The organism is Sphingobacterium sp. FBM7-1 (assembly GCF_020687765.1).
Classification (GTDB): Bacteria; Bacteroidota; Bacteroidia; order Sphingobacteriales; family Sphingobacteriaceae; genus Sphingobacterium.
In genome coordinates this window covers 220,837-246,292 of sequence record NZ_JAJEWJ010000004.1, presented here as the reverse complement: position 1 = coordinate 246,292, position 25,456 = coordinate 220,837, and the positions used below count along the sequence as shown (strand labels likewise).

The 25,456-nt window shown below is 41.9% G+C and carries 24 protein-coding genes; 16 read left to right on the top strand and 8 right to left on the bottom strand.

What is annotated here, in order from left to right; all coding sequences use genetic code 11:
* Positions 1–14: 14 nt before the first annotated feature.
* From LKO28_RS09625 to purE, 8 genes are all read left to right on the top strand, one after another.
* Positions 15–851, top strand: a complete 837-nt coding sequence (locus LKO28_RS09625) for a glycosyltransferase family 2 protein (protein ID WP_227694589.1) — start codon at positions 15–17, stop codon at positions 849–851.
* 114 nt (positions 852–965) lie between these two features.
* Positions 966–2,030: a hypothetical protein gene (locus LKO28_RS09620; protein WP_227694588.1), complete on the top strand. Its 1,065-nt coding sequence runs from the start codon at positions 966–968 to the stop codon at positions 2,028–2,030.
* 331 nt (positions 2,031–2,361) lie between these two features.
* Positions 2,362–3,048: a zinc metallopeptidase gene (locus LKO28_RS09615; RefSeq protein ID WP_227694587.1), complete on the top strand. Its 687-nt coding sequence runs from the start codon at positions 2,362–2,364 to the stop codon at positions 3,046–3,048.
* Between the two features lie 155 nt (positions 3,049–3,203).
* Positions 3,204–4,547 (top strand): signal recognition particle protein, encoded by a 1,344-nt coding sequence (ffh, locus tag LKO28_RS09610; protein ID WP_227694586.1) that lies wholly within the window; start codon positions 3,204–3,206, stop codon positions 4,545–4,547.
* A 23-nt stretch (positions 4,548–4,570) separates the two neighbouring features.
* Positions 4,571–5,155 (top strand): NADH-quinone oxidoreductase subunit A, encoded by a 585-nt coding sequence (locus LKO28_RS09605; RefSeq protein WP_227694585.1) that lies wholly within the window; start codon positions 4,571–4,573, stop codon positions 5,153–5,155.
* A 6-nt stretch (positions 5,156–5,161) separates the two neighbouring features.
* Positions 5,162–5,668: an NADH-quinone oxidoreductase subunit B gene (locus LKO28_RS09600; protein ID WP_227694584.1), complete on the top strand. Its 507-nt coding sequence runs from the start codon at positions 5,162–5,164 to the stop codon at positions 5,666–5,668.
* 17 nt (positions 5,669–5,685) lie between these two features.
* Positions 5,686–6,828, top strand: a complete 1,143-nt coding sequence (locus LKO28_RS09595) for a 5-(carboxyamino)imidazole ribonucleotide synthase (protein WP_227694583.1) — start codon at positions 5,686–5,688, stop codon at positions 6,826–6,828.
* Between the two features lie 2 nt (positions 6,829–6,830).
* Positions 6,831–7,340 (top strand): 5-(carboxyamino)imidazole ribonucleotide mutase, encoded by a 510-nt coding sequence (purE, locus tag LKO28_RS09590; protein ID WP_227694582.1) that lies wholly within the window; start codon positions 6,831–6,833, stop codon positions 7,338–7,340.
* On the opposite strand, the gene LKO28_RS09585 is transcribed toward purE, so the two are convergent.
* Together LKO28_RS09585 and glyA are read right to left on the bottom strand one after the other, a co-directional pair.
* On the bottom strand, positions 7,337–7,927 hold the full coding sequence (locus LKO28_RS09585; protein ID WP_227694581.1) for an RNA polymerase sigma factor: 591 nt from the start codon (positions 7,925–7,927) through the stop codon (positions 7,337–7,339). The genes purE and LKO28_RS09585 overlap by 4 nt on opposite strands.
* 266 nt (positions 7,928–8,193) lie before the next feature.
* A complete protein-coding gene (glyA, locus tag LKO28_RS09580; protein WP_227694580.1) occupies positions 8,194–9,465 on the bottom strand; it encodes a serine hydroxymethyltransferase in 1,272 nt (423 codons plus the stop codon).
* 266 nt (positions 9,466–9,731) lie between these two features.
* Here glyA and LKO28_RS09575 point away from each other — a divergent pair, with 266 nt between their 5' ends.
* From LKO28_RS09575 to LKO28_RS09555, 5 genes are all read left to right on the top strand, one after another.
* Positions 9,732–10,085, top strand: coding sequence for a HesB/IscA family protein (locus tag LKO28_RS09575; RefSeq protein WP_227694579.1), 354 nt, complete (start codon positions 9,732–9,734; stop codon positions 10,083–10,085).
* A gap of 90 nt (positions 10,086–10,175) precedes the next feature.
* Positions 10,176–13,592, top strand: a complete 3,417-nt coding sequence (ileS, locus tag LKO28_RS09570; RefSeq protein WP_227694578.1) for an isoleucine--tRNA ligase — start codon at positions 10,176–10,178, stop codon at positions 13,590–13,592.
* Positions 13,593–13,600: 8 nt separating this feature from the next.
* Positions 13,601–13,981 (top strand): TraR/DksA family transcriptional regulator, encoded by a 381-nt coding sequence (locus LKO28_RS09565; protein ID WP_227694577.1) that lies wholly within the window; start codon positions 13,601–13,603, stop codon positions 13,979–13,981.
* Between the two features lie 65 nt (positions 13,982–14,046).
* A complete protein-coding gene (locus tag LKO28_RS09560) occupies positions 14,047–14,697 on the top strand; it encodes a lipoprotein signal peptidase (protein WP_227694576.1) in 651 nt (216 codons plus the stop codon).
* A gap of 17 nt (positions 14,698–14,714) precedes the next feature.
* Positions 14,715–15,239, top strand: coding sequence for an acyl-CoA thioesterase (locus LKO28_RS09555; protein ID WP_227694575.1), 525 nt, complete (start codon positions 14,715–14,717; stop codon positions 15,237–15,239).
* Between the two features lie 28 nt (positions 15,240–15,267).
* Here the strand turns inward: LKO28_RS09555 and LKO28_RS09550 are convergent, their stop codons facing one another.
* Genes LKO28_RS09550 through LKO28_RS09535 form a run of 4 tightly spaced genes read right to left on the bottom strand, consistent with a single transcriptional unit; the run spans position 15,268 to position 17,633 of the window.
* Entirely contained in the window at positions 15,268–15,675 is a 408-nt protein-coding gene (locus LKO28_RS09550) for an EVE domain-containing protein (protein ID WP_227694574.1), read from the bottom strand.
* Positions 15,672–16,022, bottom strand: a complete 351-nt coding sequence (gene gldC, locus LKO28_RS09545; RefSeq protein ID WP_227694573.1) for a gliding motility protein GldC — start codon at positions 16,020–16,022, stop codon at positions 15,672–15,674. The genes LKO28_RS09550 and gldC overlap by 4 nt, the downstream gene beginning before the upstream one ends.
* A gap of 36 nt (positions 16,023–16,058) precedes the next feature.
* The gene (locus tag LKO28_RS09540; RefSeq protein WP_227694572.1) at positions 16,059–16,298 is read right to left on the bottom strand and encodes a hypothetical protein; all 240 of its coding nucleotides are present in this window, start codon (positions 16,296–16,298) and stop codon (positions 16,059–16,061) included.
* 6 nt (positions 16,299–16,304) lie between these two features.
* Positions 16,305–17,633 (bottom strand): DEAD/DEAH box helicase, encoded by a 1,329-nt coding sequence (locus LKO28_RS09535; RefSeq protein WP_227694571.1) that lies wholly within the window; start codon positions 17,631–17,633, stop codon positions 16,305–16,307.
* 170 nt (positions 17,634–17,803) lie between these two features.
* On the opposite strand from LKO28_RS09535, the gene LKO28_RS09530 reads away from it, so the two are divergent.
* Both LKO28_RS09530 and LKO28_RS09525 read left to right on the top strand, forming a co-directional pair.
* The gene (locus LKO28_RS09530; protein ID WP_227694570.1) at positions 17,804–19,942 is read left to right on the top strand and encodes a S46 family peptidase; all 2,139 of its coding nucleotides are present in this window, start codon (positions 17,804–17,806) and stop codon (positions 19,940–19,942) included.
* Positions 19,943–20,074: 132 nt separating this feature from the next.
* Positions 20,075–20,254 carry a histone H1 gene (locus LKO28_RS09525; RefSeq protein ID WP_227694569.1) on the top strand — a complete coding sequence of 60 codons (180 nt, stop codon included), beginning with the start codon at positions 20,075–20,077 and terminating at the stop codon, positions 20,252–20,254.
* A gap of 72 nt (positions 20,255–20,326) precedes the next feature.
* Here the strand turns inward: LKO28_RS09525 and LKO28_RS09520 are convergent, their stop codons facing one another.
* A complete protein-coding gene (locus LKO28_RS09520; RefSeq protein WP_227694568.1) occupies positions 20,327–21,118 on the bottom strand; it encodes a GLPGLI family protein in 792 nt (263 codons plus the stop codon).
* Complete coding sequence (locus LKO28_RS09515; RefSeq protein WP_227694567.1) at positions 21,118–23,883, bottom strand: outer membrane beta-barrel protein; 2,766 nt, start codon at positions 23,881–23,883, stop codon at positions 21,118–21,120. Before LKO28_RS09515 ends, LKO28_RS09520 begins: the two co-directional genes overlap by 1 nt.
* A 156-nt stretch (positions 23,884–24,039) precedes the next feature.
* Between LKO28_RS09515 and LKO28_RS09510 the strand changes: the two genes are divergently transcribed.
* Positions 24,040–25,410 carry a dipeptidase gene (locus LKO28_RS09510; protein ID WP_227694566.1) on the top strand — a complete coding sequence of 457 codons (1,371 nt, stop codon included), beginning with the start codon at positions 24,040–24,042 and terminating at the stop codon, positions 25,408–25,410.
* The last annotated feature ends 46 nt before the right edge of the window (positions 25,411–25,456 follow it).

The following is a 25,456-nucleotide window of genomic DNA, read 5'->3' as shown; positions in this document are numbered from 1 at the left end:
TTAGACATACGGAAATGGCCAAAATCAGTATTATCATCGCCAATTATAACAACGGCATTTTTTTTAAGGATTGTTATAACAGTCTTGTTAACCAAACATCGAATGAATGGGAGGCTTTTGTTTTAGATGATTGTTCTACTGACAATTCTGCCCAACTTATCCTATCGCTGATAAAAAATGATTCTAGATTCCATTTCCATCGCAACGACAAGAATATCGGATATCAACGAACCCTCCAAAAGGGTATTCAATTGTCAGAAGCCCCCCTATTTGCTCGGTTAGATCCAGACGATGCGCTGACGTCCACAGCTATCGAAGTGTCGCTAAAGATACACACGGATTACCCACACGCTGGATTAGTATATTCCAATTTTGTATTTTGCAACGCGGCGTTGGAACCGATAGAAATACACCAAGGAAAACAGATCAACGAACTTGATAACGCCTACCTGAATTTTAGTGGGGAGATATCACATTTTGCTAGCTTCAAAAGGGAGATCTATACGCTCACAAGTGGTATCGATCCTTATATAAAGAGAGCAGAAGACAAAGATATCTACATGAAAATGTGTGAAATCGCTCCCGTGAAATACATAGACGAAAATCTGTACCTCTACCGAGTGCACGAGAAGGGAATATCCGCGGGTGAAAACAAAGAAAAAGCCCAATTCTGGCATTGGGTAGCGCTAATCAAAATGGCCGAAAGAAGAAACATTAACATAGAAGATTTATTTGTCGAGACCTATGTATCTAGGGAAGTCACTGAAAGTAAACTGGAACGTATAAAAAAATCGAAATGGGCCCGGCTCGGCGCAACACTCGGACTATTTAAAGCTTATCGCAATTTGTAAATTGAGAAACCTCAAGCTATGACAAATTACGTTATAAACGTAGTGCAATAGTCTTAACGAAACACTACTTTGCGTCCGGAAAGCAAAAAATACTTTCAGATACACATATATAAAATGCTAAAAACTAAACTTACAGTTCTAAGTGCGCTTGTCGTCGCTATCATGTCAGTCTCCTGTGAAAAATTCGCATTGGATAATCCGGTCGCAAAAGATCCACAACCAGAAGAAACCAACGAGCTCAAGTTTTCTGTAAAGAACCTTCATAATGGAGAGAATTATAGAAATAAGGAAGGGCACAAAGACTATAACTTTTTGGGTTACGGTTATGACATAATGGGTAAATATGCTCACATTACCTCAGTAAAAGAACCGGTAATCAATACCGCGAATTTTGTGAAAGATCACGCTGGCCGTTTTACGGCTATCCGTGTTTTGAGCTCCACTTTCGTATCCATATACGCTCCAGATGGAGAACAATTCACCAGAGATCTGACCTCTTTCTTTTTAAGTGACCATAAAACGCGTGATTTCGCCTATTTCAGGGGTAATATTAGCCAACCATTCCCGGAGACCCAGATCAACTCAAGTAAGTACTTATATGGCCTTTACGATCTGCAAGTTAAATACAGAAAGCTTTCTCTGAATGCGGTCAGTCCGCTATTGGAATTCTATATAACCGACGATTTCAAATCTGACTGTCAATCCCTGACTGCGGAGAAACTGATCGAAAAATACGGGACGCATACCTTACTTACGCTATTTACAGGTGCGAAGCTAAGTTTAGATTATCAGGCCGAATATACGGGGTCGGATAGGCGAAAAGCGGTGGAAAACAGCTTCCGGCTAGGATTAAGTGATTGCTTCGGACTAATTTCTGGCTTCGTCGATCCGCTCGATCGAAGCACTTTCGAGGATATAGCTCAGCCGAGAATAACATTTGAAGCAATCGGAGGCGACCCATCCGCGATTTCGGTAGATGAGCGTTCAGCTAATAATCCGGTGATAAATATGACTGAATGGATAGAAAGCATCAATGAAGAAACCGCCCGGTTCGTTTACTTACACGACATGAACGGATTACTTCCCATTTACAACCTTATATCTGATACGCAGAAAAAAGAGGAAGTGAAAGATTACATAGATGATTATCTAAAAAGAAACGTGGTGAAAATTAAGTAATTTGCTGCCCAACATAAACACCGAGTACCTTGCCGTTGTGTTGATGTACTCCGTCGAAAGATCGAAGTACGCCGCCGCCATGAGGTCAGATTTGTAGCGAACAACAAAACCTTCGGAACCCAGACGAAATGATACGGAAGTCCGTTAGAACCGTTTGGAATAAGATTAAAAAGGGCGAGATCAGCAATTATGACAGCCTATTATCAGTTTTCAACTTTTTCTCTGTCAAAATGAATGCTTTTTATTATCTTCAAGGCATCTAATGCAGACTGGAATAGGGTTTGTAATTGTGATAGCGAGAACAAGAGACAAAAAAAAAGAAATAAAGACTATGTATTGGATTATATTTATTGGGATTGCAGTTATCAGTTGGATCGTGCAATCGAGGTTTAAGAACAAGTTTAAGAAATATTCAGAGTTTCCACTAAGCTCAGGGCTTTCGGGGGCTGAAATTGCACAGAAAATGCTCCATGAAAATGGTATATACGACGTGAAAGTTTTAGTAGCGAACGAGGGTGGCCTTTCCGACCATTACAACCCTGCGAATAAAACAGTCAACTTAAGTAACGAGGTGTATTATGGCCGCAGCGTTGCAGCTGCCGCTGTAGCCGCACACGAATGTGGTCACGCTGTGCAACATGCTACTGCCTACTCGTGGTTGCAGTTCCGTTCAGCTATGGTACCAGTCGTGAGCGTGGCTTCGCGATTAACATCTTGGGTGTTATTGGCGGGTGTGCTGATGATGGCTTTTAGTGGTAACCCCTTGATACTAGCGGTAGGTGTAGGTGCACTTTTCTTGACAACGTTATTTTCTTTTATTACGTTGCCGGTAGAGTTTGACGCATCGGGCAGAGCACTGAAATGGTTAGAGTCAGCGAATGTAACGCATAGCCGAGATGAGCATGATGGCGCCAAAGATGCATTAAAATGGGCCGCAATGACTTATGTGGTAGCTGCATTATCAGCGTTAGTGACATTACTATATTATGCTTATATTCTTTTCGGAAGAAGAGATTAAATACGACAGGTGTTTTTCACCCTATCGAAAAACAGAAAGAGCGGTTGTATAGCCGCTTTTTCTGTTTGATAGCGGATTCCCCCGCTTTTAATTAAATAAAATTCGACACTATTTTGTAACTTTGGCACTTAGCACATTTTAGACGAGAGATAAACATGTTTCAGAATTTACAGGATAAACTGGATAGAGCCTTTAAGGTATTAAAAGGACAAGGAAATATTACTGAAATAAACGTCGCAGAGACGATGAAAGAAATTCGCAAGGCATTGTTAGATGCCGATGTGAATTATAAAACAGCGAAAACATTCACGGACGAAGTAAAGCAGAAAGCACTCGGCCAGAATGTACTGAGCAGTATCTCTCCGGGACAATTGCTGACTAAAATCATGAACGATGAACTGACCTCCCTTATGGGTGGAACAGTCACCGATCTCGATATAGCTGCTAATCCGACGGTTATTTTAATAGCTGGTTTAAACGGTGCGGGTAAAACCACGTTCTCCGGCAAGCTGGCAAATTACCTTCGCGATAAAAAAGGTAAAAAACCGCTATTGGTTGCAGGCGACGTTTACCGTCCGGCTGCAATAGATCAATTACAGGTACTGGGCGAACAAGTAAAAGTACCGGTTTACGTTAACCGCGAATCTACGGACCCTATTGCCATTGCAAAAGAGGGTGTAGCGGAAGCTAAACGTAACGGAAACAACATCGTCATCATTGATACCGCCGGACGATTGGCGATTGACGAGGCGTTGATGACGGAAATTACGGCTGTAAAAGAAGCAACGCAACCGCACGAAATTCTATTCGTCGTCGATTCGATGACGGGACAGGATGCCGTTAATACAGCGAAAGCCTTTAATGATCGTTTAGATTTTACGGGAGTTGTTCTTACTAAATTAGATGGTGATACCCGAGGGGGGGCAGCGTTGTCTATTAAATCCGTAGTAAATAAACCGATCAAGTTTATCGGGACCGGCGAGAAAATGGAAGCGCTTGATGTCTTCCACCCGGATCGTATGGCTTCGCGTATCTTGGGCATGGGTGACGTTGTTTCATTGGTAGAGCGTGCTCAGCAACAGTTTGACGAAAAGGAAGCAGCGGAATTACAAAAGAAAATTCGAAAAAATAAATTCGACTTCAATGACTTCAAATCCCAGATTCAACAAATCAAGAAAATGGGAAACATGAAGGACTTGATGGGGATGATTCCAGGTGTCGGAAAAGCCATAAAAGACGTTGAAATAGATGATGACGCTTTCAAACCAATTGAAGCGATTATCGATTCGATGACGCCATTTGAACGCGAAAATCCAGATGCAATTGACACGAAAAGACGTACGCGTATCGCCAAAGGTTCGGGAACGGATATCAATGAGGTTAACAAACTGATGAAACAATTTGCCGATATGCGCAAAGTGATGAAACAAATGTCTAATCCGGGTATGGCAGCGAAAATGATGCGTAATATGCCTAAGATGCCAGGCAAACCTTTTTAAATAATATTTCGTAATTTTGTATTATGGATGATCCCGCGCAACTATCAGAATATGGAAAAATACTATTGATCGCAATAGTAGGTATCCTGTTGGTGTGCGTAACCATTTTCTTGGCCAAAGTACTCTCCCCTAAGAACCCTAATCCACAAAAACTAAGTACATACGAATGTGGTGAAGAAACTACAGGTAGCGCGTGGGTGCAGATAAACCCGCGGTTTTACGTCATTGCTTTGGTTTTTTTGCTGTTTGATGTGGAATTGATTTTCGTATTTCCTTGGGCGACCGTTTTTGGCAACCGAGAATTTATTGCTGCAGATGGGCGTTGGGGGTGGTTTACGTTAATCGAGATGGCTATGTTTTTAGGCATCCTGATTGTCGGATTGGTGTATGTATGGAAGCGGGGAGATATCTCCTGGATTAAACCCACCCATGTACAGCCTCGTGTGGCCGTAGGTATTCCCGTTAAAGCCTACGAGCAATTGAACAGCAAAACATATCCCATCCGCGACTATAAAGAAACGATTTCTCCAGCAGCTTCTGACAGCAGCACAAAAGTGGCGCAAAGCACTGGTGTAGGGTTTCGTCCAAAGTTTAAGAAGCCAAATTGATAAAACATGGGTGCCATACAAAATCAAGAACAAAGTGGGGGTGTAATTATTGCAAAGATGGACGATTTGCTCAATTGGGCACGACTGTCATCTATGTGGCCGGTTAGTTTCGGTATCGCCTGCTGTGCGATAGAAATGATGGGCGCTATGGCTTCTACCTATGACTTGGATCGTTTGGGCGTATTCCCTCGCCCTTCTCCCAGACAGTCGGATGTGATGATTATTGCCGGCACGGTAACCTTTAAAATGGCCGACCGGATAAAGAAACTTTATGAGCAGATGCCCGATCCCAAATACGTTATATCGATGGGATCCTGTTCGAACTGTGGCGGCCCTTATTGGCAACACGGTTATCATGTGGTAAAAGGCGTAGACAAAATTATCCCGGTAGACGTCTATGTTCAAGGATGCCCACCTCGACCAGAAGCACTGATTGGGGCATTTTTAGAACTTCAAAAGAAAATAGAAACAGAACATATATTACAAGATCAATATTTTTCTGAACAAGCTTAATATATTTTATTAACACTATGGCAAAAGATTTTTATGGCGAGTTGCAATTAGGTATTCTTGGCGGTGGCCAGTTAGGCCGTATGCTTATTCAAGAAGCCATCAATTACAACGTAAACGTGCATATATTGGATCCCGATAAAAATGCACCATGCCGTAAATTATGCAACCGCTTTGAGTGCGGTTCATTAAGCGATTTCGAAACAGTCTATAACTTTGGTAAAGATTTGGACATGATCACGATCGAAATCGAAAAGGTAAATGTGGACGCCCTCGAGAAACTCGAAAACGAAGGGGTTTTGGTATATCCACAGTCCCGAATCATTCGTTTGATACAGGATAAAGGTCTGCAAAAGCAGTTTTTTAAACAAAATGATATCCCTACAGCTCCTTTCCAGCTTATCTCAACAAAGGAAAACTTATATGAAACGTCGATCCCGTTGCCTTACATACAGAAACTCCGTAAGGATGGCTATGATGGTAAAGGCGTAAAGAAAATCAATAGCACATCGGAAATAGAACAGGCTTTCGAAGAACCTTCTTTAGTGGAAGCGTTGGTCGATTTCGAAAAAGAAATTGCTGTCATCGTAGCACGAAATGATAAAGGAGAGATCGCGACCTTCCCATTGGTGGAAATGGAATTTAATCCAGAGGCTAATTTGGTAGAGTTCCTGATAGCTCCGTCCACCTTACCTTTTGAGGTACAAACGCAAGCCGATGAAATTGCGAAGAAGATCGCGGAAGATCTACAGATCGTCGGCCTTCTTGCCGTTGAAATGTTCCTTACGAAAGAAGGCGAGATTTTAGTCAATGAGCTTGCCCCACGCCCCCACAATAGCGGGCATCACACCATTGAAGGTAATATAACCTCCCAATTCGCCCAGCACCTGCGTGCTATTTTCAATTTGCCCTTAGGTGCGACGACAACAAGATCAAATGCGGTGATGATCAACCTTTTAGGCGAACCACGATATGAGGGTTTGGCTAAATATGAAGGGGTAGAAGAAGTTTTAGCAATCGAGGGTATTTTCGTCCACCTATACGGCAAAAAATACACCAAACCTTTCCGTAAAATGGGGCATGTTTGTATTGTTAACGATGATCGTGAGTTGGCTATAAAAAATGCCCGTTGGGTACAAGAAACATTAAAGGTAAAAGCGTAAGAATGAATCCAGAAAATAACACAAAAGTAGGCATTATCATGGGGAGCAAGTCTGACCTCCCCATTATGCAGGATGCCATCGAGGTATTAAAGAGTTTGGGCGTAACCTTCGAAGTCACTATTGTCTCGGCACACCGTACACCCGAACGTATGTATGAATATGCGAAATCAGCTGCTGCGCGTGGATTAAAAGTTATTATCGCGGGAGCTGGAGGAGCGGCTCATTTACCCGGTATGGTTGCTTCTATCACCCATTTGCCGGTAATTGGTGTTCCTGTGAAATCTTCCAACTCTATTGACGGGTGGGATTCGGTACTTTCTATATTACAAATGCCTAACGGGATTCCGGTAGCGACAGTTGCATTAAATGCAGCTAAAAACGCGGGCATATTAGCCGCACAGATTTTAGCAACGTCTTCCGATGAACTCACTAAATCGTTATTAGCTTTTAAAGCAGATCTGAAAGCTAAGGTGGAAGAAACAGCGCAAGAAGTTGAGAATATGGGTTTTTAACCCATATTCAATAACATATTGTGTTCTTCGATCATCTTTCGTAAATTATTAAGGGCATAACGCATCCTACCAAGCGCGGTATTAATACTCACATCGGTGATTTCTGCGATTTCCTTAAAGCTCATATCACAAAAGTGACGCATGATCAATACCTCTTTTTGATCATCTGGCAATTTCTGGATAATTTTTCTTAGATCCACATCGCGCTGATTAGTCATCAATTTAGATTCCACATTATCGTCTGAAAACTCCAATACCTCGAAGATATCATAACCTTCACTGCTTATGACCGTAGGGCTTCTTTTTTCTTTTCGGAAATGGTCGATAACCATGTTTTGTGCAATACGGACTACCCAAGGAAGAAACTTTCCCTCCTCATTATAACGTCCCGATTTCAATGTCTTGATTACCTTTATGAAGGTTTCCTGAAAAATATCTTCCGCTAGATATTCGTCTCTCACCTGTAGATAGATGGATGTATATATTTTTGATTTATATCTATTCAGTAATGCCTCTATCCCCGATTCATCCCCTGCCACGTAGGTTTGAATTAACTCAAGGTCACTCTTTTCTTTTAACGTTTTCATAGTAAATCCCCAGACTTATGTTTGAATTTATTTTAAAGAGTAAAGTGTTTTATAGGCGTCCTTCCGTTTGTAGATTATACTTCAAATCAAATGAAAAATAACGAATTATCAAATTCAACGATTATCTTTTAACATTTCTTCACACATTGGCGTATTTCTGAATATAACAAATCAAAGCTCGAAATGGTTTTCCTACTATAAGCGAGTGCATAAAAAAAGGTGAGCTACTGATGCTCACCTTTATATAAAATCAAAGAATATCGTGTTTACTTGTACAATGGAAACTGTGCCATTAACGCTTTCACTTTTTCGTGGATAGCATTTAAAGCGGCTTCGTTTGCACGGTTAGTCAATGCTTCATCGATTAACTCACCAACTTGTATAATTTCGTTCTCGCCCAGGCCACGTGTTGTAATCGCAGCTGTTCCGAAACGAACACCCGATGTAACGAATGGCGACCGTGTGTCAAAGGGAACCATGTTCTTGTTCGTCGTAATTCCAGCTTTGCCTAATACCGCTTCAGCTTCTTTACCCGAAATATCTTTATTACGTAGATCAACCAACATCAAATGGTTATCTGTACCTCCCGAAATAATCTTGTAATCCCGGTCCACAAAGAATTGTGCCAATGCTTGCGCGTTTTTGCGTACTTGTTGTGCATACGTCAAATATTCATCGCTTAATGCTTCACCGTAGGCAATAGCTTTAGCTGCAATCGTATGTTCCAAGGGACCGCCTTGTGTACCAGGGAATACAGCCAAATCCAATAACTGGGTAATTGTACGTGTTTCTCCCTTTGGCGTTTTAGCTCCCCAAGTATTCTCAAAATCTTGGCCTACCATAATCATCCCTCCTCTAGGTCCACGCAACGTTTTGTGTGTCGTAGTGGTTACGATGTGACAATGTGGAAGCGGATCATTCAATAATCCTTTTGCTATTAATCCTGCCGGATGTGATATGTCCGCCAATACAAGTGCACCAATTTCATCAGCAACCTTACGAATGCGGGCATAATCCCAATCACGAGAATAAGCGGAAGCACCACATATAATCATTTTAGGCTTTTCGCGTAATGCTGTTTCTTCTAATTGCTCATAGTCAATTAGTCCTGTATCTTCTTTTACTCCATAAAATAACGGTTGGTAGATTTTACCAGAAAGATTTGCCGGCGAACCGTGTGTCAAATGGCCTCCATGAGAGAGGTCAAGCCCTAAAATCTTATCTCCGGGTTGAATTGTTGCCAAAAAAACCGCCGCATTGGCCTGTGCTCCTGAGTGTGGCTGCACGTTTACCCACGTCGCACCAAACAATTTTTTTGCACGGTCGATAGCAATCGTTTCGATTTCGTCAACCACTTCACAACCTCCGTAGTAACGTTTTCCAGGCAAGCCTTCCGCGTATTTATTCGTTAGGACTGATCCAGCGGCTTCCATTACTTGTTTACTTACAAAGTTTTCTGAAGCGATCAATTCAATTCCTTCTTCTTGACGCTTTAGCTCATCGGCTATGAGGTTAAAAATGACCTGATCTCTTTCCATTCTGTTATTGATAAGGAGTATGATAAAAATTTGCTGCAAACCTAAATAAAATCGTGATTATATGCAATATAATTCTACAGCATATCATCATGAATTTTCATTTCGTACTCGCCTCCTTCCAACGGATAGATTAATGGAGCGAGTATACATTCTGTATCTGTAAAAATACGGAATGTTTTATTAGTGTCAAAAATAGTTCCCTTTCAAAAGCTTCTTTAAAAGAAAGATGTAAATTTGTAACAACGAAACAAATTAAACGACGCGTAATGAGTACAGAAACTATAACAAATGCTGCTCCCGTAACCCTAACTGAAGGAGCAGTTTCGGAACTGAAAAAGTTGATCGACCAACAGGAAATCGGCGCAGATTTCGGCTTACGCATTGGTGTTGAAGGCGGTGGTTGCTCCGGCATGAGTTACATTTTGGGCTTTGACCAGAAGAAAGACGGCGATAACGAGTACATGATCGCCGGCATCCGGGTTTTTATGAATAAAGCCCACGGGCTCTACTTAGCCGGCATGGAAGTAGATTACAAAAGCGGTTTGGATGCGCGCGGGTTCACTTTCAATAACCCAAATGCTTCGAGTACCTGCGGTTGCGGCAGTTCGTTTTCGGCATAATTTTTCTTATTCTCCAATATACGCACAAACTACTTTTTTCCATTTAAAATCACTAAATTAGCGACCTTTAAAAAACAATCGCAATTTCGGATGTACAAGGAATATAAGCAGTTAAACTTGCCTGAGATAGGTAGAGAAATACTAGAACGGTGGGAATCGAATAATATCTTTGAGAAAAGCATAACAAATCGTCCTGCCCATAAACCCTATACGTTTTATGAGGGTCCCCCATCCGCCAATGGTATGCCGGGTATCCATCACGTAATGGCGCGTTCGATAAAAGATATATTCTGCCGTTATAAAACATTAAAAGGCTTTCAGGTAAAACGTAAAGGCGGCTGGGATACGCACGGGTTACCGATTGAACTGGCCGTCGAAAAAACCTTAGGCATTACAAAGGAAGACATCGGAAAAAAGATCAGTGTTGAAGCTTATAACGATGCCTGTCGCAAAGAAGTGATGAAATATACGGATGTATGGAACGACCTTACCCAGAAAATGGGTTATTGGGTTGATCTGGAACATCCTTACATTACCTACCAGAACGATTACATCGAAACGTTATGGTATTTACTGAAAGAATTATACAAAAAGGGCCTGCTATATAAAGGCTATACCATCCAACCGTATTCACCGGCAGCGGGAACTGGTCTGAGTTCACATGAGCTGAATCAACCCGGCACATACAAAGACGTCAAAGACACCACTATTGTGGCGGAATTCCGTCTGGATAAAGCACAGGTACACCCCTTGATGACTACGCTACTAGAGTCGGAAGAGGAAGACGTTGCTTTTATAGCCTGGACCACTACTCCCTGGACCTTACCCGGCAACGCAGCCTTGGTTGTGGGAAAAAACATTGACTATGTCAAAATCAAGACCTTTAATCAATATACAGGACTTCCCGTATCTGTTATCCTAGCAAAAAACCTAATTGCAAAACATTTTAAAGCGGAGGGTCAGCAAGCTTCCTTTCAAGACTATAAATTGGGCGACAAAGTAATTCCTTGGGAAATCGTAGCGGAATGTAAGGGCGAAGCTTTGGTGGGATTACGCTATCATCAGCTGCTCCCCTATGTAACCAGCGAAGAACTGCTCGAAAAAGCTTTTCGTGTCATTCCTGGTGATTTTGTGACGACGGAAGATGGCACCGGTATCGTACACGCGGCTCCGACGTATGGCGCGGACGATTTTCGTGTATGCAAGGAGCATGGCGTTCCTGCTATTTTAGTCCGCGACGAAAATGGAAAGGATGCCCCTACCGTTGATCGTACCGGGCGTTTCGTAGAAGAGATAACAGACTTTGCAGGACGCTTCGTAAAAGAAGAATATTACAGCAATGAGGAGCGCGCAGCAAATGACTTTAAACCGACGGACGTCTTGATCGCTATCAAGCTAAAGGAGGAAAATAAAGCTTTTGATGTTAAGAAATACGAACACTCCTACCCGCATTGCTGGCGAACGGACAAACCCGTATTGTACTACCCCCTAGATAGTTGGTTTATTCGCACTACTGCGGTTAAAGATAAATTGGTTGCTTTAAACCAGACCATTAACTGGAAACCGGAAGCTACTGGTTCGGGTCGTTTTGGTAACTGGTTAGAGAACCTCGTTGACTGGAATCTTTCTCGTTCCCGTTATTGGGGAACCCCACTTCCGATATGGCGTTCCGCCGATGAAAATGAAGAAATCTGTATCGGTTCACTACCAGAATTAAAATCCTTACTACAGGCAGCGATACAATCAGATGCACTCTCTGCAGAAGAAAAAGCGATCAATCAATCCTACCTGGATAAGTTTGAAACGGATGCATTGGATCTCCATCGTCCCTATGTTGACGATATCGTTTTAGTTTCTGAAAACGGACAAAAAATGTTTCGCGAACCTGATCTTATCGATGTATGGTTTGACTCCGGCGCCATGCCTTATGCACAATGGGGGCTTGATCACGAGAAACTTGCCCGGGGAGAAGAAAACCCCTTTAAAGAGGGGTACGAAGATGCTTTCCCGGCAGATTTCATCGCAGAGGGGGTAGACCAAACTCGTGGCTGGTTCTTTACCTTACACGCCATCTCGACCATGATCCGGGGTTCAGTCGCTTTTAAAAACGTTGTATCAAACGGGTTGGTGCTTGACAAAAATGGCAACAAAATGTCTAAGCGCCTGGGTAATGGCGTTGATCCCTTTGCTACGATTGAAAAATACAGTGCTGATGCTACCAGATGGTACATGATCAGTAATGCTGCTCCGTGGGATAACCTAAAATTTAATGAAGAGGGATTGGATGAGGTACGTCGTAAATTTTTCGGCACCCTATACAATACCTACGCCTTCTTTGCTTTATATGCTAATATCGATAATTTCCGTTATAGTGAAGCGGATATAATGTTGGAAAAGCGTCCTGAAATTGACCGCTGGATTATCTCTTTGCTAAATAGCTTAATCAAAGAGGTAGACGAATATTATGCAGACTTTGAGCCGACCAAGGCAGCACGTGCGATCCAAAACTTTGTGGACGAGCATTTAAGCAATTGGTATGTACGTTTATGTCGTCGTCGTTTCTGGAAAGGGGATTATACAGAAGATAAAATTTCCGCTTATCAAACACTTTATACTTGTTTGGATAGTGTTGCCAAGCTGATGGCCCCTATCTCTCCATTTTTTGCAGATCATTTATACCTGGATTTAAACGCCGGGGCTCAAAAGGAAATGCACGAATCGGTACACTTGGCCGATTTCCCAAGCTATCGTGTAGAACTTGTCGATAAAGATTTAGAAGAGCGTATGGCATTGGCACAGGACATTTCCTCGTTGACCCTATCACTGCGAAAGAAAACGGGTATTAATGTGCGCCAACCTTTAAATAAAATCCTTATTCCAGTACTCGATCAAGCTTTTCAAGAAAAAGTCGAAAAAGTAAAAGAATTAATCTTATCAGAAACGAATATCAAGGAAGTTTCCTTTATTACGGATACGACCGGCATCATTAAAAAGAAAATTAAACCTAATTTTAAAGCGCTAGGTGCCAAAGTAGGGAAAGACATGAAAATGGTGGTGGCTGTCATCCAAACGCTCAGCAGTGAACAAATTAGCCTGCTGGAAAGAGAAGGATCCTTGCAATTGGAGGGAACACCCTACCGTATCACACCCGAGGATGTAGAGATTATTGCAGAAGATGTGGCCGGATGGCAAGTTGCAAACCTCGGAAAATTGACGGTAGCGTTAGACATTCAGATCACGCCGGAACTAAAAAAAGAGGGCTTGTCCAGAGAACTTATTAATCGTATCCAGAACCTACGTAAAGATAAGGGCTTTGAGGTTACGGATAGAATTAACGTTACGATAACACAAAATACTGAGATACAAGAAGCTGTAGAAAATAATTTATCGTATATTTGCACCGAAATTCTGGCAAACTCTATTGATTTTAAAACCGTATCATTGGAGTCGGGAGATACTATCGAGATCGATGGTAAGGAGTTAGGAATAATTGTTGAAAAAAATTAACTATTAGAATGAGTACAGAAAAAACACGCTACAATGATGCTGAACTTCAAGAATTCAAAGAAATTATTCTTGAAAAGCTTCGTATTGCCAAAGAAGAACTCGCCGCTTTGACTTCTTCACTGAGCAGTAGCAATGCAAACGGAACCGACGATACAGCAGGAACATATAAAACATTGGAAGATGGTTCAGCCACCTTGGAAAAGGAACAAACGAACCAGCTTGCAGCTCGTCAGAAAAAGTTTATTGACAATTTAGAAGCGGCTTTGGTCCGTATTGAAAACAAAACATACGGTATCTGTCGCGAAACGGGTAAGTTGATCCAGAAAGAGCGCTTAAAGGCTGTTCCACACACAACGCTGAGCATCGAAGCAAAAAACAAACAGTATTAACATTAATATAAGAGAAAATGGAGATGCGCAAAAGCAATTTGCCGTGTCTCCATTTTTATATGCTTATGAAAGGCTATAACCGACCCCTCTTACTGATTGCCGTTATCTTGTTCATCGATCAAGTATCTAAGTTTTGGGTAAAACTCAACATGACGATCGGCCAAGATTTTAATATTATAGGGAACAAGTTTCTCATCCATTTTATTGAAAACAATGGCATGGCCTACGGAATGGAATTTGGTGGAGAGTTCGGAAAACTCTTTCTCACATTGTTTCGGATCGTGGCAGTAATCGGTATAGGTTACGGATTACATTACATGGTTAAAAACAAATATCATCGGGGCTTTATCCTAAATGTGGCCCTGATATTTGCCGGCGCCATGGGAAATATAATCGATTCTACTTTCTATGGAGTGATCTTTAGCGAGAGTACTTTTTATGACAAAGCGGTCTTGTTTCCGGAGAGCGGAGGCTATTCGTCTTTATTTCACGGAAAAGTTGTAGATATGCTTTACTTTCCTTTAATCGAGGGTAATTTCCCCGATTGGTTACCTATTTGGGGAGGAGAACATTTTTTATTTTTCCGTCCCGTATTTAATATTGCTGACTCCGCCATTTCAGTCGGTGTTTTCCTTATCCTGATTTTTCAAAAACGTTATTTCAAAGAAGAACACATAGAAAAAGAGAGTATCCATAGCGAGGTATTGGAAGACTGAAACTCTAAACGGCGGCCATGAACAAAAAACTCCCAAAAGAATCCTATACGGAAATGAATGAACTCGTACTGCCTAACGATACGAATACTTTCGGTAATCTGATGGGTGGACGATTGTTATACTGGATGGATATTTGCTCCGCCATGGCTGCACAAAAACATTCCAACAGCCCGGTAGTGACGGTGTCGGTCGATAATGTTTCTTTCAAACGCTCGATTAAATTGGGTGAGGTAGTGACCATACAGGCAAAAGTAACGCGTGCATTTAATTCGTCGATGGAAGTCCGTATGGAGATTTTCGCACAAAATTTACCGAAGGGAACACGAGTAAAAACCAATGAAGCTTATTACACTTTTGTGGCGATCGACGAACAGACTAAGCCAAGAAAAGTAGCAGAATTACTTCCAGAAACAGAAGAAGAAATACGATTATTTGATGAGGCGTTACAGCGTCGTGAATTGCGACTAATCCTCGGAGGAAAGATGAAAATCAAAGATGCGACTAGCCTGAAGCAGTTGATTAATTCCGCCGCATCTTATTGATTTTTTTATCACCGGCTAGCGTGACAAATTACCCATTTCCAAGTTCTACGATACGATCAAATTCTTCCGCTTTTAAAGGCATAACCGACAAGCGTCCTTGGCGTACTAACGCAATATCTTGCAAAAGATGATCCGCTTTCACCTCTTCCAACGTGACCGGCTTTTTAAGCGTTTCGACCGGAGCTAAATCCACTACTACCCAGCGTTCGTCATCCGTAGTAGGGTCTTGATAAAATTCCTTAACCACCTTCGCTATCCCCACCACTTCTTTACCCTCATTACTATGGTAGAACAAGACGAGGTCACCTTTTTTCATGGCTTTCAGATTGTTCCGGGCTTGGTAATTGCGTACCCCGTCCCAAAACGTCTCTCCGTCTTCATTAAATTGTTCCCAGCTGTATTTAAACGGTTCGGATTTGACTAAGAAATAGTTCATTTTTGTTCCTCCAAAACTTCCATCTTTTCAGCAAAATGAGCGCAATAATCACGTAAATCACCAATGACTTTATCCGCCATCGGATCACCGCCAGCCGCCCGAAGGAAAGAATCGCCTAGCGTTTGCAATGTCTCGTAGAAAAAACGTTTCATTTCATCGTATGGCATATCTTTCGTCCACAAATCAATACGTAAAGAGTTCTTATATTGCGCATCCCAAAGCGCTAAAAACATCGCTTTCGAAGGCATCTCTTCGGAGCTCTCTCCATCGGTCGACGACCAATCAATACGTTCCGGAACATTCTGTTCGTCTAATATGACGTTAAGTTTTATTTCTGCTTGTTTCATTTTTGAATTTTATCTATCACCACTTCCTTATACCTTCTACACCACCCGTATCAACACCATCAACATCCCCACTACCAGTATAAATGCAATTTGTGTAAACCAGAGCTTTTTCAAATCTTTAAAAATCATACGAAAACCCAAATCTATAAGCGACAAAATTACGCATAGTGCAATTAACCAGCCCCATGAGAATGTCATTTCGGTGTCCAAATTTAGCTCGGAGATAACCCAGACCAGCACACAGGCTAAGGTGATATTTAAGGGAGTAAGTTTCATGCAAAATTATCGCTTTCTAAATTTAGCTGACTTACCTTTAGCCCCGACCTTCCCTCCTCCCGGTTTTTTCTGACGGGAATTCTCTTTCAATGTATGCTTCTTCTCGTGGAAGGCTCCTTTAAAATCCGGATCCTCCTTCCGTTTTTGACTGTCAATTTCACGTGCAATGTCCTGGGCTTCTCTAAAGTCTGTTTTTTCAAGAAAAACTTCGTCCGGAATAGGCGTTACAGGTATTTTCTGTCGGATCAGTTTTTCTATTTTATGGATATAATACTTTTCAGCCGGATTGCAAAAGGTTATGGCATCACCGTTATTGTACGCTCTTCCAGTACGTCCAATGCGATGTACATAATCTTCGATAACGATCGGCACATCAAAATTAAACACATGACTCACGTTGGAAACGTCCAAACCACGTGCAGCGACATCCGTGGCCACTAGGATCCGAATATTTCCCTCCTTAAAGGAGTTAATCGAGTTTATACGCGTATTCTGCCCCTTATTCGCGTGGATAACCCTTACTTGTTCTTGCCCGTATTTTCGTTCTAAATAATGGAAAACGTTATCTGCAACCGTCTTTGTTTTGCAGAAGACAATAATGCGATGAAATGATGTGTCATCTTTCAAAAGGTATTGCAGGAGATTGAGCTTGGTCTTCAGGTTAGGCACTTCATAAAGTGTCTGCGTTACCGTTTGCGCCGGCGTAGCTTGTTCAGTCACCTCGATCGTTGTCGGGAAGGCCAAAAAGTCACCCGCTATCTTGCGAACGAGCTCGCTCATCGTGGCAGAAAAAAGAAGATTTTGCCGCTTGCGTGGCACCACCTCCAATATCCTGTGGATCTTACCAATAAAACCCATATCCATCATTTTATCGGCTTCATCCATCACCAGAAACTTTAATGACTTGGTATGAATGTCTCCGTCCAGATAGAGGTCGAGGAAGCGCCCCGGGGTTGCTACAATAATATCACATCCCTTTGCTAATTGCTCCTTTTGCGTCTTCGGTCCCAAACCGCCGTATAGTACAACCGTGCGCAGATCAAGAGAGGTGGAGAACAAACGAATATGTTCTTCAATTTGCATGGCCAGCTCTCGTGTCGGGGACAATATCAACGCACGTGGATCTTCGCCTTGTGCGTATTTCAGTTTCATCAACATCGGCAGCACAAACGCAGCAGTTTTTCCGGTGCCCGTTTGCGCAATCCCCATAACATCCTGCCCCGCGAGAATAGGTGTTATTGCTTTTCGTTGAATTTCCGTGGGAACCGTATAACCCGCTTCAGCAATCGCGTTCTGCAATTGTTTGTTGAGCTTGAAATCTTCAAATGATGCCATTGAACAAAGATAGTAATTTCTGCGTCCACTTTTGATGGCAAAGGCGCTTTCTACAGCTGCCTACGTTCGGGATGTGGCTCTCTCCTCTACAAAAAAAGATTTAAGAATAAATTGCTGCTTGCTAGTTTACGATAAATACGCCAACTTTGCCTATCAAAAACTGGTTGGATATGAAGAAAATTTGGATTTTCATAGTACTCACGGCTGTGAGTATGACTACGTTCGCCGATGAGGGAATGTGGTTTTTAATGCATCTAAAACGCTTGAATGAAGCGGACATGCAAAAAAAAGGGCTGAAACTGACAGCCGAAGAAATATATAGCATCAATAATTCCTCCTTGAAGGATGCCATCGTGCAATTTAATGGAGGCTGTACAGCGGAAATCGTTTCGGGGAAAGGACTCGTATTTACGAATCACCATTGTGGCTACGGAGCAATTGCAGAACTCTCCTCACCGGAAAATGATTACCTAACAGATGGTTTTTGGGCGAAATCGCTAGCAGAAGAGTTGAAACCAAAATCCTTGTATGTACGGTTCTTTGTCCGGATGGACGATGTTACGCAGCGTATATTGAATCTGGTGAATGATCAGATGAGTGAAAAAGAGCGAGAAAAGATCGTCAATCAAGAAATCGCAAAAATCGAACAAGAAAATAGTGAAGACGGCAAATATATTGTTTCCGTAAAATCCTTCTACAACGGCAACGAATATTATTACTTCGTTTATCAAGATTATACCGATGTACGTTTAGTAGGAACCCCTCCTAACAGCATTGGGAAATTTGGTGGAGACACCGATAACTGGGAATGGCCTCGGCACACCGGCGATTTTTCGGTTTTTCGCGTGTATGCAGATAAAGAAGGCAACCCTGCTCCTTATTCCGAAGATAATGTCCCGCTAACACCTCGGCATTTCTTACCGATCAGCATTAAAGGCTTCCAAGAAGGCGACTTCTCGATGATTTTAGGTTACCCGGGGCGTACAAACCGTTGGATGCCTGCGGCAGGAATTGACCAAAATGTGCAATATGCGTACCCCGCCTGGGTAGAGGCCTCCAAAGTAGGGATGGATGCGATGAAAAAACACATGGACAATGACCAAGCGGTAAAATTAAATTATGCTTCGACCTACTCCAGTGTGGCAAACTATTGGAAAAACCGTCAGGGCATGATTGATGCGCTAACGAAACACCGTACTGCTGCGAGCAAACGAAAACAGGAAAGAAAATTCCAAAAATGGGCAAACAAAAAGGCCAATCGGACTAAGTATGGACATGTACTTGATGATATCAATGCGTATTATGCCGCGACCAATGAAAAAGCGAAACACGATAATTATCTGATCGGTATGCTTCGCTCCTCGACGTTTGCACCGCTCCCCTATAGTCTTGGAAACGCTTTAAAACAGTACGCCGCTGCCAACGAAAAAGAACGCGCCGATAGACGCCCGCGCCTAGAAAGTGCCATCACAGAAACATTTGAAAACCTATATCTCCCCCTAGAGGTTGATGTCCTGTCTGACGAACTGAACCTTTATGCAGCAAAAGCGGGTAATATTGCTCCATACATACAAGAATTAGCTACCAAAAATAACGGCAATTTCAAAACAGAAATTCAAACGGCTTTTGACCAAAGTATTTTTGCATCAGCGGACAAGCTACGTTCTTTTTTAGCTAATCCGGCTACAGAAGTGATAGACCAAGATCCGCTATACCAGCTTTCTAGTGCGTTACTGGACAAATACCGTGAGCGTACACCGGAAATCGAACTGTTAGACGACAAATTTCAGTCTGCTTATCGTAAGTATATTGCGGGTACATTGGAAGCAAATCCAAACGGCAAGTACTATCCGGATGCCAACTCTACCTTGCGATTAACTTATGGAACCATCCGGGCGCTTCCCAAAGATCCAAGTAATGATGCCAAAATCAATAACTACACGACATTAAAAGGTACAATTGCAAAATATCAGCCGGGCGACGAGGAGTTTGATCTTCCAAAACGTTTAATAGATTTATACGAAGCAAAAGACTACGGACGATATGCGGACAAAGCAGGATATATGCCGGTAAATTTCCTGAGTGATCAGGATATTACCGGTGGTAATTCGGGATCACCGGTATTAAACGGGAATGGAGAACTCATCGGTTTAGCTTTTGATGGGAACATCGAAGCCATGGCGGGCGACGTAATCTTTGATCCGGTGTTGCAGCGCACCATCTCTGTCGACATCCGTTATGTGTTGTTCGTCATTGATAAATTTGCCGATGCGCAGCACATCATGAACGAGCTGAAAATTGTGGAATAATTGTTAAACGAAATTTATTTTTCGATTTTAATACAAAAATTGTGCTTTAAAACGTTGTTTTTGTATATTTAGCTTGTATTTATAATAAGCTTAAAATATAATATTCATAAAAACTAATTTATTTTTAAAAAAATGGAAAACTACAACAAACTGAAAGATTTAGTAGCATCTATCGAAGCAGATGCAGATAAGTTCTTTAACAACGGTAATTCTGCTGCGGGAACACGTGTACGTAAAGGCCTTCAAGAAATCAAAACCCTAGCTCAAGAAATTCGTAACGAAGTTACGGCGAAGAAAAATTCCGAGAAATAGTCTTTTGGCTTTTCGCCGGCAAAAAGAGGCAGTCTATTTTAGACTGCCTCTTTTTTATATCGTAATTCACATTTATAAAAACATGCCCGCCAACAGTAGATTAAACTGTTGATCACTCATCCAACGCCCAAAAATATCCCTAAACCGACTACGCGCTTCTAGCCGCGTCATAGGTTGATCTCTTTTTCTAACCGCGACTGTTTTTATCTCTGGGGAGGCAAACTTAACATCGGTAGCGTAAATATTGAAATGCTGTTCCGGTACAACTAGACCCAGAATCATTCCAGGAAGACCATGTACAGTACCCGGTCCGGCAGACAATGGAATCTGATCTGTATAGAAAGCAACGACATATACAGAGTCCAGCGTTACCCCATTTGCTCTCCGACAATCATATCCCGCTATATTGCGGTACTCGTTCGTTATCTTCCACTTGACCTGAAGTAGCGAGTCTTGGATGAGCACAGATGATCCACCTAATTCAAAGGTCGATTTGGAAACGGATTTTGAAAAATCCTGATAGAGTGTCTGTTGATAATCCAGCAAGCCCGATTTTAGTAGATTGGTAAGAAAAGGATCATACGTTTCTTTTACACTCTCCAAACTCATTTCTGTCCCTCGAAAGGAAACTTTCTTTTTCAATACCGCGGTTTCAGAAACCCTATCGACCATTTCCTGATAATATTTCTTACTAAAATCATCATCTTTTAAACTGGAAATGTGCCTCTTCAACAGATTCTTGACATGTACCGTCTTATCGTAAAGAATAGTACCTTCTGTCGGGAAATATGCGTGCTGTGCGTTGGTTGTACCTGCGGCAAAAATGGACACAACCACCAGTATGAGATAAATTCCTATTTTCATTATTCTTTTCCTCCTTTCATGGACGTAAAATCCCAGCTGACTTTGAACATGAAATACCGCGATATCGTATTATATGTATTTTGTGAAATCATACTGCCAGATTGAAATCTTCTAAAACCCTTATTTTGGTTAAAAATATCGTTGACGTAGATATCCACGACAAGGCTTTCGTCTTTTAAAAACTTCTTGGACACCCCTGGTTTGAACAACAAAAGCTCAAACTTCTCATTAAGTGCTTTCGTTGGCGCCTCATAATTATACGACATATCGCCATATAAACTCAGTTTCCACGGCAACTTCCAGGAGTACCAAACATTAGTACGGTAAACAAACCCGGAACTATTTAATTCGGGTTGCAGCGAAGTTTCCATCAGCCGCCAACCTGGATGGAATCCGATGTTGAAATCGATCTTCTTGGTTGTATTCTTGGAAAGGTTCAAGCCCAAAGCGTAATTATAGTTCGTATTCTCATTTAATTGAGCATTTATATAATTGTAATAATTGTTGTAACTTCCATCTCCGGAAATACGTGCTTTCAACTGCATTTTCTTACTAACATCAAAACCGCCACCCAACCATATCCGCCCATTATTGGTTACGTATCCATCCAAATTTTCATAAAATAAAGTCCGCACGCCATTTTCGATCATTACATTCTGTTGGATCGCGTTCCTAGTTTGTCCCCACTCCATATCAACATATAAATTGGTGCCCTTCATCATATTATAGTTGCTGTAATACATATTATAACGGTCGTTGCGTGCGGGAGTCAAATCTTCATTCCCGACAACGATATTTAATGGATCTTGATTCTGCCGAAGTGGTTGGATCTGCGACAGCGAAGGAAGGCTGTTGGAATGGTTATAATGGAACCCGATTCTTCTATTTCCCTTAAGATTATAACGTAACCGCGCCGAAGGGTTGTAGGTAAAAAAGTCGCGGTTCGCCCGCAGGTCCTCATAGTTATTTTGTTGAAACATATCGTCGCTCCGAAAGTTGTTCGTAAAATTCGCTTCAAACTTTTCCAGTTTGTAATTCAACGCAAGGTTTACGGCATGTCTAACGGTATTGAAATTAAAATCGCTACTGAACTCGTTATCGAAATCCGTGTACGTCCCGTTACCATCATAGTTGAAAGAGTTGTTGATCGCATGCGCACGGGAGCTATTGTATTCATATCCAACAGAAGAGTTCAGTTTAGATGTAATCGGCTCGGTATAAGTCAATGAGCTAGATATACTATTTGATTGGCGATTCATTTCTTTTAGCTGATCGGTCGTATCCTTTAGCATATTTCCTTCTTCATCATACGTGTTAAGGGTTGAATTTAAAAAGCCAGTACCTTTATTATCACTCACGTTCCCACCAAACCGGAAAGAGATAGAACGCCCCGTTTTTTTGAAGCGCCTCGTAAGATAGCCACGGTAATTTAAGTCCGTATTGTCAGACACGGAACTTTCCGCTCTTTCATTTTGATTTATCATCTCTCCAACCTGGTTCCAAGATGAGGCGGTGGTATGGCTATTAGATTCTGATCTACCTTTTGATGCAGATAAATTTAGTGTAAGTGTCGTCAGGGAATCGATTTTCAGGTCGTATTTCGTGTTAAAACGATGCCTGCGGGCGTCCGTCTCCCGATTGGAGGTGCTGGACGTGTTCAATTCTTCATCATTCGGCAAACTATTTCTCGATAGGGTGCTCTCCCCTACCTCATTTTGAATCATGCCATATTTATAACTCCCGTTCAGCTTATGTTTATTTTCTTTCCAAGCATCCAAGAAACTTACACCCGTGCTCAATGCTTGAGGGCGGCCTTTACCATCCCACCGATCGAAACTATCACCCGAGGAGTAAAAATACATCTCACCACCATCTGTCACCCCAGTTTCCATCGTCGACATACCAAATTTCTCGGCTTCCTGCCAATTTAAGCTGATATTACCATCATTAGCTCCCATAAGATAAGCGCCAATTTTCTGACTACCGTTGAATTTATTGAGCGCAAGTTTCCCTAGATAAAAATCATCCGTTCCCCCTGCTCCCTCTACTTTCCCAAACATCCCTTTTTTGGCGTCCTCTTTTAGCTTTACATTGAGCGTTTGTATGCGTTCTCCATCGTCTACCCCCGTCCGTTCCGCTTCTTCTGATTTTTTTTCATATAACTGCACTTTATCCACCATATCCGAACGAATATTACGCGTCACAAGCGTCGGATCATCGCCAAAAAACTCCTCGCCATCCACCAATACTTTCTCAACAGTCTTTCCCTGGGCAGTTATTTTTCCGTCGGCGTCTACCGAAATACCGGGCAGCACCTTTAATAAATCTTCTACTTTCGCGTTTTTCTCCACCACGAAACTTGATGCATCATATTCCGTTGTATCCCCTTTGATGACCACCGGGATTCTACCCGTTACAATAACCTCTTCCAGGAGATGACTAACGCTAGTCAATTTGATATCGCCCAAATGCGCCTCGCCTCCACCCTCCAGTTGTTTATAATAATCACCGTACTTAGGATAACTTACAAGAAGTAAATAAGGTATGGTATCCGTCGTGGCGAGTTTGAACTGGCCATCTTCCCCTGCCCTAGTATGCCCAACTAGTATAGAATCTTTCGCCTGTAACAGCATAATCGTCGCATTCGTCAGCGCGGTTTGGTCTGCTTCGTCCAATACCCGACCCCTAATTTCCGTCTGCGCATATAAGTAATTAAAATGTAGAAACAGGGAGTATACAAAAAGTAGGACAGGTAGTATTTTCATCAAATTGGCAGCTAATTTTCACAAAATAAAGTTTGATCAAAGCTAAATAAAATCTGCAAAAATTCACATATAATAGAATTCTTTAGCATTTTTTTACGCGGTGTCATAGAGTTAAGATTGGTAAAAAATTAGGTAACTTTGCAAAAACACAACATTATGCTGACAGTAAATGAATATATCCAATCAAACAAGGATAGATTTTTAGAAGAATTATTCGCGTTATTGCGCTTCCCATCCATAAGCGCCGATTCTAAATATAAAGACGACATCCTGAAAACCGCCAACTTCGTTGCGGAAAAACTGAAAGAGGCCGGTGCAAATAACGTAGAAGTATGCCCGACAGCCGGAAATCCTATTGTTTACGGAGAAAAAATCGTGGATCCTTCTTTGCCGACCGTTTTAGTGTACGGACATTATGATGTGCAGCCGGCCGATCCGTTGGAATTATGGGATACCCCGCCTTTCGAACCTACTATCCGCAATGGAAAAATTTATGCAAGAGGAGCTGCCGACGATAAGGGACAATTCTATATGCATATCAAAGCTTTTGAATACATGACGAAAAACAACGCCTTATCGTGTAACGTCAAATTTATGATCGAAGGTGAGGAAGAAGTGGGTTCGTCTAATTTAGGTGCTTTTGTAAAAGCGAATAAGGAGCGCTTGAAAAATGATGTTATCGTGATATCAGATACGTCCATGATCAGTTTAGAACAACCTTCTTTGGAAACGGGATTACGTGGACTTTCTTATGTAGAAGTAGAAGTAACGGGACCGAATCGCGATTTACATTCGGGAGTTTATGGTGGCGCTATAGCGAATCCCGCAACGATTCTTGCCAAACTTATAGCATCCTTACATGATGAAAACAACCACATTGCTATCCCCGGCTTTTATGATGATGTGGTTGAATTGAGTCAAAAAGAGCGAGAGGCTTTGAATAAGGCTCCATTTGATATAGAAGCTTACAAAACAGATTTAGGTGTAGATGAGGTTTGGGGGGGAAAAGGTTATACAACGATTGAACGTACCGGCATCCGCCCAACCTTGGAAGTGAATGGTCTGTGGGGCGGTTATATCGGCGAAGGGGCAAAAACAGTATTACCTTCTAAAGCCTACGCTAAAATATCGATGCGTTTGGTTCCTAATCAAAATTCCGAAAAAATAACTCAACTCTTCAAAACTCATTTTGAGGGCATAGCTCCTCCCTACGTAAAAGTCAAGGTAACTCCGCATCACGGAGGCGAACCCGTCGTGACACCGACCGATAGTATTGCCTACCTGGCAGCTGAAAAAGCACTGGAAGAGGCCTTTAATAAGAAGCCTATACCGACGCGTGGTGGCGGCTCTATTCCCATCGTTGCTTTATTCGAAAAAGAGCTACACGTAAAAACGGTTTTGTTGGGCTTTGGATTAGATAGTGATAATTTACACTCACCTAATGAAAAATACGATATTGCGAATTACTTGAAAGGCATTGAGACGATTCCGTTATTCTTTAAATACTATGCTGAATTAAGCAAATAATAACTTATTATTGTAGAGACGCTTTTTCAAAGGCGTCTCTATTTAT

What these genes read in the sequence shown, in the direction of transcription:
- LKO28_RS09510 (WP_227694566.1), top strand. Translation starts at nt 24,040, where the DNA reads ATGCTGACAGTAAATGAATATATCCAATCAAACAAGGATAGATTTTTA.
- ffh (WP_227694586.1), top strand. Translation starts at nt 3,204, where the DNA reads ATGTTTCAGAATTTACAGGATAAACTGGATAGAGCCTTTAAGGTATTA.
- LKO28_RS09560 (WP_227694576.1), top strand. Translation starts at nt 14,047, where the DNA reads ATGAAAGGCTATAACCGACCCCTCTTACTGATTGCCGTTATCTTGTTC.
- glyA (WP_227694580.1), bottom strand. Translation starts at nt 9,465, where the DNA reads ATGGAAAGAGATCAGGTCATTTTTAACCTCATAGCCGATGAGCTAAAG.
- LKO28_RS09535 (WP_227694571.1), bottom strand. Translation starts at nt 17,633, where the DNA reads ATGGCATCATTTGAAGATTTCAAGCTCAACAAACAATTGCAGAACGCG.
- LKO28_RS09520 (WP_227694568.1), bottom strand. Translation starts at nt 21,118, where the DNA reads ATGAAAATAGGAATTTATCTCATACTGGTGGTTGTGTCCATTTTTGCC.
- LKO28_RS09555 (WP_227694575.1), top strand. Translation starts at nt 14,715, where the DNA reads ATGAACAAAAAACTCCCAAAAGAATCCTATACGGAAATGAATGAACTC.
- gldC (WP_227694573.1), bottom strand. Translation starts at nt 16,022, where the DNA reads ATGAAACAAGCAGAAATAAAACTTAACGTCATATTAGACGAACAGAAT.
- LKO28_RS09625 (WP_227694589.1), top strand. Translation starts at nt 15, where the DNA reads ATGGCCAAAATCAGTATTATCATCGCCAATTATAACAACGGCATTTTT.
- purE (WP_227694582.1), top strand. Translation starts at nt 6,831, where the DNA reads ATGAATCCAGAAAATAACACAAAAGTAGGCATTATCATGGGGAGCAAG.
- LKO28_RS09615 (WP_227694587.1), top strand. Translation starts at nt 2,362, where the DNA reads ATGTATTGGATTATATTTATTGGGATTGCAGTTATCAGTTGGATCGTG.
- LKO28_RS09585 (WP_227694581.1), bottom strand. Translation starts at nt 7,927, where the DNA reads ATGAAAACGTTAAAAGAAAAGAGTGACCTTGAGTTAATTCAAACCTAC.
- LKO28_RS09575 (WP_227694579.1), top strand. Translation starts at nt 9,732, where the DNA reads ATGAGTACAGAAACTATAACAAATGCTGCTCCCGTAACCCTAACTGAA.
- ileS (WP_227694578.1), top strand. Translation starts at nt 10,176, where the DNA reads ATGTACAAGGAATATAAGCAGTTAAACTTGCCTGAGATAGGTAGAGAA.
- LKO28_RS09595 (WP_227694583.1), top strand. Translation starts at nt 5,686, where the DNA reads ATGGCAAAAGATTTTTATGGCGAGTTGCAATTAGGTATTCTTGGCGGT.
- LKO28_RS09550 (WP_227694574.1), bottom strand. Translation starts at nt 15,675, where the DNA reads ATGAACTATTTCTTAGTCAAATCCGAACCGTTTAAATACAGCTGGGAA.
- LKO28_RS09620 (WP_227694588.1), top strand. Translation starts at nt 966, where the DNA reads ATGCTAAAAACTAAACTTACAGTTCTAAGTGCGCTTGTCGTCGCTATC.
- LKO28_RS09565 (WP_227694577.1), top strand. Translation starts at nt 13,601, where the DNA reads ATGAGTACAGAAAAAACACGCTACAATGATGCTGAACTTCAAGAATTC.
- LKO28_RS09605 (WP_227694585.1), top strand. Translation starts at nt 4,571, where the DNA reads ATGGATGATCCCGCGCAACTATCAGAATATGGAAAAATACTATTGATC.
- LKO28_RS09540 (WP_227694572.1), bottom strand. Translation starts at nt 16,298, where the DNA reads ATGAAACTTACTCCCTTAAATATCACCTTAGCCTGTGTGCTGGTCTGG.
- LKO28_RS09525 (WP_227694569.1), top strand. Translation starts at nt 20,075, where the DNA reads ATGGAAAACTACAACAAACTGAAAGATTTAGTAGCATCTATCGAAGCA.
- LKO28_RS09530 (WP_227694570.1), top strand. Translation starts at nt 17,804, where the DNA reads ATGAAGAAAATTTGGATTTTCATAGTACTCACGGCTGTGAGTATGACT.
- LKO28_RS09600 (WP_227694584.1), top strand. Translation starts at nt 5,162, where the DNA reads ATGGGTGCCATACAAAATCAAGAACAAAGTGGGGGTGTAATTATTGCA.
- LKO28_RS09515 (WP_227694567.1), bottom strand. Translation starts at nt 23,883, where the DNA reads ATGAAAATACTACCTGTCCTACTTTTTGTATACTCCCTGTTTCTACAT.